We start from the raw sequence: 12,389 nt of genomic DNA on the forward strand, positions 1-12,389 counted from the left end.
TTCGCCCCGAGTAGGACCCGTTTGTTCAGGGGCCGTATCGCGGGGTCACATCAGACGTGCCTCGATACGCGCCTGAAAAAACGGCACTACTCGGCACGAACGGTGGCGCACCGCTCCTCGATCATCTGGAAAGTTCTTCGCGCCGTGCGCGCAAACTCGGAAATCGTAAATCAGCCGGGGCGGCCGTCCGGGCGCGGCGTCACCAGGAGCGGCACGTACGTCACCAGGTAGATCGCGAACGCCCCGGCGAACAACAGCCCCGACAGGATCATCGACGGCAAGTACGCACCCAAACCCAACAGCGGTCCGAACACCCGTACCACCGCCGCCAGAATCATCAGCCCGAAACCGACCGCGACGATCGGCTCCACCACCAGCAACCGGCCCGTGTGCCCGATCGTAACCCTGGTCATCATCCCCAGCGTCAGTGCCCCGATCGCACCGGCGGTCAGCGCGTGTAGAGCCAAAGTGCCGCCGACCGCAGGCACACCGAGCGCCAACGCGCGCAAACCGAGACCGACCGCCACCCAGAAGTGCCCCGCATGCAGAATCCAGAGCAGCGGATGACGAAGCGTGTGCCGCGTGCCCCAGCGCCACATGCGACCGACGACCGCAACCGCAGTCAACCCCGCCAGCGGGGCAACCATGCCCTCCGGTCCTCCCACCGTATCCAGAACGAGTACGCCGACCATGCCGCCGACCGCAGCCCGATCGAACAACGCGATGTTGGCGATGCCCTCGGCCCGCGTCGCGTTGCGCGTGAACATCGGTACGATGCGCCCGGTCATCACGATGATCATCACCATGTACAGGTCGGCCGCCACCCAGCCGCCCTGTCGAATCCATCCCGGTGCGATGTCCAATGCACCCAGGTGCATGGCGAGATTCGCGACGAATAACGCCGTAAGCATGGCGACGAACTGGTAATTGCGACGGTTCTCCGTAGCCAGGATCGGCCGGCCGCAGGCGAACGCAAGGGCGGGGAGGAACGCGAGGTCGCAAAGCGCCGGCACGGGCACGGGCAGGCGGTCCGCCATCAGCATCGCCGCCCGCCCGATCAGCCACAGGAGGGCCAATCCGCCCAGCGGCCACCCCACGACGGTCTCCCGTTGTGTCCAGTTGGCAATGGCGGTCAGCAGGAACCCGGCGACCACCGCCAGCGTGAAGCCGAACAGCATTTCGTGCGCGTGCCAGAACGGGCCGCCTAGGTAACTGCCGGGCGAGAGGTGCCCTTCGAGCACCCCCAGCCACACCGGCATCGCCACGGCCGCCCATCCCGCCGCCAGAATGAAGAACGGACGGAAACCCTTTCCGAGGACCACCGGCCACACGTGCCGCCCAACCGGCGGCGCATCCGCAAGCGGGAGAGACATGCCCGGCTACCTATCGTCGCCTCGGCGAAACGCACACCTTCATGCCACCTTCTCTACATCGACTCGCACATCGTTGAAACATGCCCCGCCACCGATGTCGGACAGATGATCCGGCATCACCGCCGTCGATGTCGCGCCGTTGCGTGTGCTCGACTGCCAGGCTCCCTTCGGCATCGCCACCACACCGGGACGAACGGCATCGCCGACCCGGGCGGGCAGCTCGATTTCGCCCAACTCGTTGTAGACCCGGACCATGTCGCCGTCGGCGATGCCGCGGGCGCTCGCGTCGGTCCGATGCATGGTCAACTCGACGGCCGGCCGGGTCACCTCGGCAAGGATCGAGTTGATCGACTTGCTCGTCGCCGGACTGATCATGGTCAACGCCCCGGAGGCCGGCGGCGGCTGGAAACCGATCGGCCCCAACTCGGGCGGGCAGATCTCGATCTTGCCGCTCGCCGTTCTCGGGAAGTCGGTTCCAAACTGCACCAGCGTGGTAGTGTCGGCGAAGTGTACGTGGGCGACGCGCTCGGCGCGCATGCGCTCGCTATCGACGCCGCCGAGGCGCACGGCCGCACCGCTCAACGCCGCGTCGAGCAACGCCGCCGGGTTGGCGGCGCGTGCCACATCGTCGAACCCGAAGGCAGCGGCGAGCATGCCGAACAGTTCGTAATTGCTCTTCGCCTCACCCCGCGGAGCGATCGCCGGCTCGGCATACTGGATCGCATAGTGGCCGTAAGACTTGTGCAGTTCGGCCTGCTCGAGGAACGTCGTCGCCGGCAACAGTATGTCGGCAAAGCGCGCCGTATCGGTGAGGACCTGTTCGTGTACGACCGTAAATAGATCCTCCCTGGCAAGGCCTCGCAGGATACGGTTCTGGTCGGGGGTCACGGCGACCGGGTTGGCGTTGTAAACGAACAGCGCCCGGATGGGCGGCGTCATGGGCTCCGTCAGCGCCCGGCCGAGCTGGGTCATATTGACCTGCCGTGCCGGCCGCAGCCGCAGGTCGGGTCGCTGGATGGCTTCCTTGTTGATCGACGCCACGCGCCCGAGGCTCATGGTCATGCCGCCGCCCCGCACGCCGAATTTGCCGGCTACCGCGGGCAGGGCGAGGATGGCGCGCACCGAATTGCCGCCGTTGCGGTTGCGCTCGATTCCCCACCCGCAACGGATCACGGCCGGCGACGCCTGCGCGTAGGCATCGATCACCCGGCGGATGTCGCCCGCCGGCACGTCGCAGACCGCGGCGGCGCGCTCGATCGGCCACTCGCCGGCGGCCGCCGCCAGCGTGTCGAACCCCGCGACGTGGGCCGTGACAAAGGTCGTATCGACACGGCCGGTCCGCATCAGCTCGTGAATCATTGCAAGGGCAAGCACCACATCCGTACCGGGCCGCGGTTGCAGGTGGACGTTGGCCCGGCGCGCCAGCGGTGTGCGGCGCGGATCGATCACCGCGAGAAACGCGCCGGCGCGCTGCGCGTGCTGAATGGGCGGTACCAGATGAATGCTGGTGACGGAGGGGTTCACGCCCCAGAGCACAATCGCACGCGCCAACCGGTAGTCCTCGGGGGGCACCCCGCCCATGCCGTCGAACATCGCCGAGTACACCGCACCGGTCGGCGCCGCGCAGAGCGTCTTGAGGAGCTCGGTAGCACCCAGTCGATTGAAGAACTGCGCGTCGACCGCGCCTTCGCCGAAGACGCCGGCCGAACCGCCGTAATGGTACGGCAGGATGGCCTCCGGGCCGTCGCCGGCAATGATCTCCCGGAAGCGCGCCACGATCGTCGCCACGGCCTCCTCCCAGGAGATACGCTCGAAGCGGCCCTCGCCTTTCGCGCCAACGCGGCGTTGCGGGTAGAGGACCCGCAGCGGCGAGTACACGCGCTCCGGGTAGCGGCGCACCTTGGCGCAGATGAATCCGTCGGTAAGCGGATTGAGGCGCGAACCGTCGACGCGCACTACCCGCCCGCCGGCCACGGTCACTGTCAGGCTGCACGTGTCGGGGCAATCGAGGGGGCAAACCGACGGGTAGGTGCCGTCCCGCCCCGGTGGCTCTACTGCGTTTGTCTGCACCATGGGCTCCTTATTACACACGCCGGGCGAACTTGCCGAACCTGTCGCTTCGACGATTGTTGAGGTGACCCGGAGTTCCTTGCCGTCGCCGGTGTCGGTCGAGCTCGCCTCGACCCCGTCCGCAGGCGCGGAGTATGGCTGCGACCGCGCCGGTTGCGACCTCGCCTTGCGACGGTACCGCCTGCCCCGTATAAGCCGAACATGCCTCGCCGCTCCGGCCTGTTCGCCGTACTGCTGGCGTTCGCCTTCGCCTGCCGGTCCGAACCCGCTGCCTCCGGCAACGACGCTGCGGCCGCGGCGCCCTTCAAGGTGGCGTTGCTCAGTCCGGGACCGGTGAGCGACGCGGGCTGGAACGCCCTTGCCTACGAAGGTCTCCTGCGCATCCGCGATCAACTCGGCGCCGAGGTGGCACAGGTGCAAACCCGCACCCCAGCGGAGTTCGAAGAGGGCTTTCGCGACTTTGCGCGGCGCGGCTTTCAGCTCATCTTCGGACACGGGTTCGAGTTCCAGGATGCGGCGGCGGCCGTGGCGGCGGATTTCCCGAAGACGGTGTTCATTACCACCTCCGGCAACACGGTGCGGCCGAACGTCGCGCCGCTGCGGTTCATGCTGGAAGAAGCCACCTACCTCGAAGGCATGCTGGCGGCTGGAATGTCGAGGAGCGGCAAAGCGGGTGCGATTGGCGGCATCGAAATGCCCCCGGTGAAGAGCACGATCATGGCGTTCGAGGCCGGGGCGAGGGCGGTGAAGCCGGACTTCGCCGTGGCGGTTTCGTACGTCGGGAACTGGGAAGACGTCGGCGCCGCCAAGGAAGCGGCGTTGGCGCTCGTACGACAGGGAGCCGACTTCCTGTTTCATAACGCCGATGCGGCGGGGCTGGGAGTATTCCAGGCCGCGCAGAGGGGGCAGGTGCTGGCTTTTGGCGCCAATCGCAATCAGAACGATGTCGCCCCGGACGTGATTCTCGCCAGTGCTGCGATCGACATCCCACAGGCGTTTCTGCGCATCGCCCGGGAAGTCAAGGACGGTGGTTTCGAGGCAAAGATCGAACGAATGGGCATGAAAGAGGGTGTCGTGTCGCTCATCCTCAATCCACAGCTCGAGGGCCGCATCCCGGCGGCCTTGAAGGAGCGCGTGGCGCAGACGCAGGCAGGCATTGTGGCCGGTACGGTCAGCGTCCCGAGCGTCGAATTCTGAAGCGGCCGCGAAGATGACCGAGCCCGACGCGCCACCGCTGGCGGTGCGCGAGGTGTGGAAACGCTTCGGCGCCGTCGATGCGCTGGCCGGGGTAAACCTCGCCTTCGCGGCGGGGGAGGTCCATGCCGTCCTCGGAGAAAACGGCGCCGGCAAGTCGACGTTGATGCGCGTGCTCGCCGGGGCGCTGGCGCCGGACCGGGGGGCTGTCATCCTGAATGGGCGTCCGGTCGCCTTCCGCTCGCCACGCGACGCACGCCAGGCGGGCATAGGCATGGTCTACCAGCACTTCACGCTCGTAGGAGCATTGACGGTCATCGAGAACCTGGCGCTCAGCCTGCCCGGCCAGACCGGGTGGCGGTTCGATCGTCGCGCGGCGGCGGAAGAGGCGCAGACCCTGGCGGCGCGCATTGGCCTCGATCTCGGTGCGCCCGAGCGGCGCGTCGACGAGCTGCCCGTCGGTGCGCGGCAACGCCTCGAGATCATCAAGGCGCTGGCGGGGAATCCGCTCGTGACCATCCTCGATGAACCGACGGCGGTACTGACGCCGCAGGAGGTCCGGCAGTTGTTCGAGATGCTGCGGCGGCTGCGGGCCGAAGGACGGGTGGTCATTTTCATCACCCACAAACTGCGCGAGGTTAAGGAAATCGCCGATCGGGTCAGCGTGATGCGACGCGGGCGCGTCGTCGCCACCGCGGCGGCGGCGGACCTCGACGAGCGGGAAATGGCGGAGCTAATGGTCGGTGCGCTCCTGCCGGCGAGCGCGCCGCGCGCGGAAGTGCCCGCCGGTGCGGCGATCGCGCTGCGGGTCGCCGGGGTGACGACCGAGGCTGCCAACGGCGGCGTGGGCTTGCGCGATGTCTGCATGGAGGTTCGCGCCGGCGAGATCCTCGGCATCGCCGGGGTGGACGGCAACGGACAGCGCGAGCTGTTCGAGGTGCTCACTGCCGCGCGCGGCCCGACGGCCGGCGAGGTGCGTGTCGACGGCCGGCTATTGGCCGGTGACGGGCCGGCGGCCGCGGTGCAGGCGGGAATCGGCGCCATCCCCCCCGATCGCCATCGCGAGGGTCTGGTGCTGGCGATGTCGGTGGCCGAGAACTACCTGCTGAATGCGGCCTTGTTGAGTCGCTTCTCGCAGCGCGGCTTCCTGCGGCGACAGGAGGCACGCGGGTTCGCCGCGGACCTGGTCGCGCGCTTCGCCGTGAGCTGTGCCGGTCTGGAGGCCCCGGTGCGATCGTTGTCGGGTGGGAACCAGCAACGAATCGTCGTCGGACGCGAGCTGGCGCGGGGGCCCGCGGTGCTGGTGACCGTAAACCCGACGCGTGGGCTCGACGTGGTTGCCACCGCGGCGGTGGCCGACGCGCTCACGGCCGCAGCGCGGCAGGGATGCGCGGTGGTGCTGATCTCGACCGACATCGACGAAGTCCTCGAGCTGAGCCACCGTGTCCACGTGCTCGCCGGGGGTCGCTTGAGCGCCGCCCTGGAACCCCCGATCGATGCGGAGAGACTGGGCATGTTGATGGGGGGCGCGGGGGATCGCGGGATTGAGGGACCCGGGGGCGCGAGGGCTTAAGGGGATCGGGAGCGGAATGGGTGCGAGGGCTGAACGGGCGGGCGATGGGGTGGGGCGGCGGGCCCGGGCGCTGTTGGCCACGCTGCTGCCATCGCTGATGGCCGTGGCGGTTGCGCTCCTGGCGAGCGGCGTGGTGGTCTTGCTCGCCGGCGGCGATCCGGTGGCGGCGTTCGCGGCGTTGATCGGCGGAGCGTTCGGCAGCCTCGACAGCCTGTCGGAAGTCCTGGTGAAGGCGTGTCCTCTGCTGCTTACGGGTCTCGCCGTTACCGTCGCCTTTCAGGCCGGGGTCTGGAACATCGGGGCCGAGGGGCAGTTGCTGATCGGTGCGCTGGCGATGGCGGCGCTCGGGGCGCGACTGGGCGGGGTGCCGGCCGCGGCGGGGCTGCCGATGGCGTTACTCGGGGCCGGGGCGGCCGGGGCGCTGTGGGCGGGGCTGGCCGGACTGCTCCGCCTGCGGCGCAACGTCAACGAGGTGATCAGCACCATCATGTTGAATTTCATCGCGCTCTTTCTGGTCAGTTACCTGGTCCAGGGTCCACTGATGGAGGCCGGCGGCCGATATCCGCAAACCGACGCGGTTGTCGACTCGCTGTGGATGCCGCGGTTTGTGCCGCCGTATCGGGTTCATCTCGGGCTGGCGATTGCGGGGCTGCTGGCCGGCGGGGTTTCGGTGCTGCTGTATCGGACGCGGGCGGGATACGAGATGCGCGCCGCGGGGTTAAACGCCGCCGCGGCGCGTTTGGCGGGCATACCTGTCGAAAGGCGCATCTTGCTGGCGCTGTTGCTGAGCGGTGCCCTGGCGGCGCTCGCAGGGGCGATCGAGGTCAGTGCTGTGACGCGCCGTCTGTACGAGCGGTTCTCGCCGGGCTGGGGATTTACGGGCATTGCGGTGGGTTTGCTCGGCCGGCTTTCCCCGGCGGGGGTGGTGGTGGCGGCGTTATTCTTCGGCGCGTTGGATGCCGGTTCGGGGGCCATGCAGCGGGTCGCCGGCGTATCGTCGGTGCTCGTGTCGGTGATTCAGGGCGCCGTGATCTTCTTCCTGGTGGCGTTCGAACGAAAGCGGTGAGTGAGGTGCCCGGAAGGGGCTACGCGGTGGAGGTGGCCGGCGCCAATGCCAGCGGTCCCGCAAGGACCGGTACCCGTCGGACATCGGCCCTTGCGGGGTGGCAGAAGAAAGCGGGCGACCGGGGTCGAACCGGCGACGTCCAGCTTGGGAAGCTGGCATTCTACCGCTGAATTACGCCCGCATACGCGCGCATGGAGCGGCGTCCCCGACCATTAGAGGAAAGCCGCCCTGCCTGTCAACGTTACCCCCGCCCCGGCCAAGGACGACATCTTTTTTCCCCGGGGTACCCACTTTTTGTAATGAAGGGGCTGGATTGTTGCCGGAACAATGGTAAATAGATGTCAGCAACAGCACTGATCGACGACATTATCAGTTCGCGGCGTACCCCCCCTTCGCCGCGATACAGCCGCCACGCCCCGTTGTCACATCAACGGGGCGTGGCCGGCACCCCCTTCAACAAACCTGACCGGCGCAGCATAAGTCCCGAGCCCGAAGTGCGTGGTCCGTGGACTCATCGACGTATCGTCTGCGTGGACTCGCCTATTGCGTTCTGGTCGGGGCGGCGTGGTATCTGGAAGAGCTCGCTGGCTAAAGGGGGCGCGCAATCGCCGCCCCGGGAGGATGTATGAGCGTTCGCATTGCCGATCATCCGGTTACCACTGTGCCCGAGGGGGTGGTTTCGGCGCTTGCTGATGTCGTCGGCGCGACGCACGTGGTGACCGACGAAGGTGCCCTCGCCGACGCCGGCCGCGACTTCTGGCCCATTACCCTGGTCTGGGTTCACCACGGCGTCCAACCGTCCCGTCCCGCACTGGTCGTGCGGCCTCGAAACGCCGGTGAAGTCGCCCGTGTCCTCGCCATTGCCAGCGACGCGCGCATCCCCGTCACGCCGTTCGCCGGTCGCTCCGGAGTATGCGGCGGGTCGCTGCCCATCGCCGGAGGTATCAGCCTCGACCTGCAGGGGCTCGATCGCATCCACGACGTCAACGCGCACGACCTCGTCGTCCACGTCGACGCCGGCGTCTACGGTCCTGTCCTCGAGAAAGCCCTCGAAGCGCACGGCCTCACCGCCGGCCACTTCCCGCAGTCGTTCGAGATCAGCACCGTCGGCGGCTGGATCGCCTGCCGTGGCGCCGGTCAGTACTCCAATCGCTACGGCAAGATCGAAGACATGGTCCGCGGGCTTGAAGTTGCCCTGCCGGACGGCTCGCTGCTGCGTACCAATCCGCAACCCGCGGCAGCCACCGGTCCCGACCTGCAACGGTTGTTCATCGGTGCCGAAGGCACCCTCGGCGTCATCACCTCCGCCTGGCTCCAGCTCTGGCCTCGCCCCGCCCACTCGGCCCGCGCCGCCTACACGTTCTCGTCCTTCGATGACGTGATCGAAGTCCAACGCCTCGTTTTGCGCCGCGAAGCCGCCCCGGCCGTGCTGCGCGGCTACGATGCCCGCGACGCCGAGCTGCACTTCGCGAAGATCGGTGTGGAGGCCGGGCGCAGCGTGCTCTTCGCGCTCAGCGAAGGGGAACGCGATCTGGTCGAGCGGGAGATCGCCATTCTGGACGAGACGGTGCACACCGTCGGCGATCGCGCCCGGTCCGAAGAGTCGGCGCTTGTCGACTACTGGCTCGATAAACGCAACGACGTCTCCGGTCTCGAAGTCGCCATCCGGCGCGGCCTCGTGGTCGACACCATCGAAGTCGCCGCGCCGTGGTCGAAGCTGACCGGCGTTTACCGCGCCGTCTCCGCCGCGGTCGCCGGCGTGGGCGGCACCCTCGCGGTCGCCGCCCACGCCTCGCACGCCTACCTGTCCGGCGCCTGTCTCTACTTCACCTTCGCCGGTCTGCCCGACGACAACGTCGACGCCAAGGACAACTTCTACAGCGCCTGCTGGGAGGCAGCGATGAAGGCAGTCGTTGCCGCCGGCGGCACCATAAGCCATCACCACGGCATCGGTTTGAACCGTGCGCGGTTCATGGCGAGCGAAGTGGGCGAAACGGGCATGGCCGTGCTCGCCGCCCTCAAGTCAGCACTCGATCCGCACGGGATTCTCAACCCGGGCAAGCTCGGGCTCGGTGCCTCCGGATGGCCACGCCGGTAAGCCTCGGAGAACTCGTGGAGTTGCGACTTCCGACACGTGCGCTCGATGCGACGATCGCCGGCCCGCATGTTGTTTGCTGTCACCGAAATTGATGGGCCGGTGTGCCCGCTCATCCTCACCGGCAAGATGCCGATTCGAGAAAGGACCCGGACATGACACGTATAGTGGTACTCGGAGGGTGCGGCGGTATCGGCCGCTTCGCCGTGCGGGCGCTGGCGAGCGGACCGTACTTCGACGAGATCGTCATCGCCGACGTGCGTGCCGAGGCGGCAAAGGCGTTTGCCGCCGAGCTGGCGGGCCGTCGCGCCGTTGGCGTGGGGGTCGATGCGGCGCAACCGGCCAGCGTGCACGCGGTCATCAAAGACGCCAGTGTCGTGCTCAACTGTATCGGGCCATTCTATCGTTTCGGCCCACCCTTGCTGCGGGCAGCCATCGACGCGCACGTTAAATACGTCGACGTCTGCGACGACCTCGATCCAACCGTGAAGATGCTCGACATGGACGGTGCGGCGCGCGATGCGGGCGTGCCGGCACTCGTCGGGATGGGCAACTCCCCGGGCCTTGCCAACCTGCTGGTCCGCTTCTGCGCCGATACGCTGCTCGATACGGTCGAGGGCGCCGACATCATGCACATCCACGGCGGCGAACCCGAAGAGGGCGCCGCCGTGATCAAGCACCGCATACACGCGATGCTCAACGACGTACCGCTGTTCATCGACGGCAGGCTCATTACCGTCCGCCAGCTCGAACCCAGCGGACAGGCCTACGTGCGTGAAGTCGACTTCCCGGACGTCGGCCGTTATCCGGTGTACCCGTACCCGCATCCCGAAACGATCACGCTGCCCCGGTACCTGCCGACCCTGCGCCGTGCCACCAACCTCGGCGTCGTCTTTCCGCTGTCGTACTTCCACCTGACGCAGGACATGGTCCGGGTCGGCACGTGCACGACCGAGCCGCTGCTCGTCCAGGGCCAGCCCGTGGTGCCCATCGAGTTCGCGGTTGCGCACATCATTGCGGAGCGGCCGCGGTTGCTACGGGAGGCGCAGATCGTCGGTCCGGCCGGCTGCCTGCAAGTGCAGGTCGACGGCAAGAAGGACGGCGCGGCGCACACCTACGTGTTCTCGATGTCGTCGCGCTCGGCCGGGGCCGGCGAAGGCACCGGCATTCCGGCCGCCGTGGCGGCGGTGCTGCTGCACCGCGGCGAGATCGATCGCCGGGGCGTGTTCCCGCCGGAAGCCGCCGTACCCCCGCTGGCCGCAATGAGTCTTGCCAGCGAGATGCTGCGTACGCTCGGCGTGGCTTCGGGCGGCGATTCGATCAAACTGGTGCACGTCGGACCCGACGGGACACGGAAGGAATCGGCGTTGCCGATCTAACCGGGGCCTGCCGGGCGGATATCCACCGCGGCGGCGGGAAGCGGAGAGGTCGTTCCGTGAAACCATCCTGGTTCCTCGGCTTCGACGTCGGCACCAGCGGCGCCAAGGGCGTCCTCGTCGATGCCGGCGGGCGGCTGCTGGCGTCGGCTACGTCGGCGTACGCACTGTCGCATCCGTCGCCGCACTGGGCGGAACAGAACCCCGGCGATTGGTGGCAGGCGGTCGTCGCCTGCACGCGCCGGATGCTGCACGACAGCGGCGTCGCGCCCGCCGACGTGGCGGCAGTGTGCTTCGCGGGACAGATGCTCGGGCTGGTTCCCGTCGATGCCGCGGGGCAGCCGACCCGTCCGGCGATCAGTTGGCTCGATAATCGCGCCGGCCGCGAGGCGAGACGCCTGGTGCGCCGCCTCGGCGGCCCGCGCGTGCTGCGCACGTTGGCCGGCGCCGTGCTCACCGGCAAGGACATCGTTCCGAAGATCGCCTGGTTGCGGGTTCACGAACCCGACGTGTACGCGCGTACGCGCGCGTTCTGCGATGTTACGGGGTACCTTGTCGCCCGCGCCACCGGCAAGCTGTGCATCGATCACACGGGCGCCTCGGCGACCGGGATGCTCGACCGCCGCCGGCGAAGCTGGTCGCCACTGCTGGCGCGCATCGCCGGTTTCCCACTCGACAAGATGCCGCCCCTGCTTCCGAGCGCGGCGGTTGCCGGCGGTCTCGCCGCGACCGCCGCGGGCGATCTCGGTCTGCCCGCCGGGGTACCGGTCGCCGCCGGTCTCGCCGACATCCCGAGCGCGGCCGTCGGCGCCGGCACGCTCGCCGCCGGTACGGCGCACGTCTACCTCGGTACGTCGAGCTGGTTGTGCGTCAGCCTCGCTCGTCCGCGCGATAGCGGACGCCACGGGATCGTCTCCGTGCCGTCGGCGGTACCCGGCATGTTCATCATGATCGGCGAGTCGGAGACCGCCGGCGCCTGTGTCGACTGGTTGGCCGACTGCCTTGGTCTGCCGGCGGGGCTACCCGGCACGTACAGGCAGATCGACGCGCTCGCCGCCGGGGCGCCCGCCGGCGCGCGCGGCCTGCTGTTCGCACCGTGGCTGTTCGGCGAGCGTTCCCCGGTGGGTGACACCGAGGTTCGCGGCGCCTTCGTCAATCTCGACTTGCAGCACCGGCGCCCGCATCTGGCGCGCGCCGTGTACGAGGGGGTGGCGCTGAATCTGCGCTGGTTACTGGACGCGGCGGCGCGAGCCGGCGTGCCGTGCGCGCAGTTACGCGCCATCGGCGGCGGCACCCGCAGCGAGGTGTGGCTGCAGATCGTCGCCGACGTCACCGGGCGGCCGGTTACGCGCGTGGCGCACGCCGACTGCGCCGGCGCCATCGGATGCGCGCTGGTCGGCGCCGTTGCCGTCGGCGCGCTCCCGAGCATTGCGGCCATTGCGGCGGTAGTGGCGACGGAGCGGACGTTCGAGCCCGAGCGGACCCATGCCCCGGTCTACGATCGGTTGGTTCGAACTTTACGCGAAGTGTACCCGGCGCTGTCGCGCGCCGGGCGAGTCATCGGCGGAGGGCAAGCCGAAGGCGGCCTTCCCGATGGCCCGCCACCGAAGGGCGGGTGACGCCCGCGAAGAGCGGAGCGGTG

At 68.5% G+C, this 12,389-nt stretch carries 8 protein-coding genes and 1 tRNA gene; 6 read left to right on the forward strand and 3 right to left on the reverse strand.

Translation table 11 applies throughout. The features are described 5' to 3' along the window. Positions 1–170 precede the first annotated feature (170 nt). Positions 171–1,373 carry an NnrS family protein gene (locus tag L6Q96_18635; GenBank protein ID MCK6556571.1) on the reverse strand — a complete coding sequence of 401 codons (1,203 nt, stop codon included), beginning with the start codon at positions 1,371–1,373 and terminating at the stop codon, positions 171–173. 39 nt (positions 1,374–1,412) lie between these two features. Then, positions 1,413–3,446 (reverse strand): molybdopterin-dependent oxidoreductase, encoded by a 2,034-nt coding sequence (locus tag L6Q96_18640; GenBank protein MCK6556572.1) that lies wholly within the window; start codon positions 3,444–3,446, stop codon positions 1,413–1,415. Between the two features lie 198 nt (positions 3,447–3,644). On the opposite strand from L6Q96_18640, the gene L6Q96_18645 reads away from it, so the two are divergent. Genes L6Q96_18645 through L6Q96_18655 form a run of 3 tightly spaced genes read left to right on the forward strand, consistent with a single transcriptional unit; the run spans position 3,645 to position 7,276 of the window. Beyond that, entirely contained in the window at positions 3,645–4,640 is a 996-nt protein-coding gene (locus tag L6Q96_18645; GenBank protein MCK6556573.1) for a BMP family protein, read from the forward strand. 13 nt (positions 4,641–4,653) lie between these two features. Then, a complete protein-coding gene (locus L6Q96_18650; protein MCK6556574.1) occupies positions 4,654–6,210 on the forward strand; it encodes an ABC transporter ATP-binding protein in 1,557 nt (518 codons plus the stop codon). A gap of 16 nt (positions 6,211–6,226) precedes the next feature. Continuing rightward, complete coding sequence (locus L6Q96_18655; protein MCK6556575.1) at positions 6,227–7,276, forward strand: ABC transporter permease; 1,050 nt, start codon at positions 6,227–6,229, stop codon at positions 7,274–7,276. A 109-nt stretch (positions 7,277–7,385) separates the two neighbouring features. On the opposite strand, the gene L6Q96_18660 is transcribed toward L6Q96_18655, so the two are convergent. Next, positions 7,386–7,457: transfer RNA gene (locus tag L6Q96_18660), tRNA-Gly, on the reverse strand. Positions 7,458–7,901: 444 nt separating this feature from the next. Between L6Q96_18660 and L6Q96_18665 the strand changes: the two genes are divergently transcribed. From L6Q96_18665 to L6Q96_18675, 3 genes are all read left to right on the forward strand, one after another. Then, the gene (locus L6Q96_18665; GenBank protein MCK6556576.1) at positions 7,902–9,374 is read left to right on the forward strand and encodes an FAD-binding oxidoreductase; all 1,473 of its coding nucleotides are present in this window, start codon (positions 7,902–7,904) and stop codon (positions 9,372–9,374) included. A gap of 152 nt (positions 9,375–9,526) precedes the next feature. After that, the gene (locus L6Q96_18670; protein ID MCK6556577.1) at positions 9,527–10,750 is read left to right on the forward strand and encodes a saccharopine dehydrogenase NADP-binding domain-containing protein; all 1,224 of its coding nucleotides are present in this window, start codon (positions 9,527–9,529) and stop codon (positions 10,748–10,750) included. A 56-nt stretch (positions 10,751–10,806) separates the two neighbouring features. Continuing rightward, positions 10,807–12,366: an FGGY-family carbohydrate kinase gene (locus tag L6Q96_18675; GenBank protein ID MCK6556578.1), complete on the forward strand. Its 1,560-nt coding sequence runs from the start codon at positions 10,807–10,809 to the stop codon at positions 12,364–12,366. Positions 12,367–12,389: the final 23 nt, after the last annotated feature.

The organism is Candidatus Binatia bacterium (assembly GCA_023150935.1).
Classification (GTDB): Bacteria; Desulfobacterota; Binatia; order HRBIN30; family HRBIN30; genus JAKLJW01.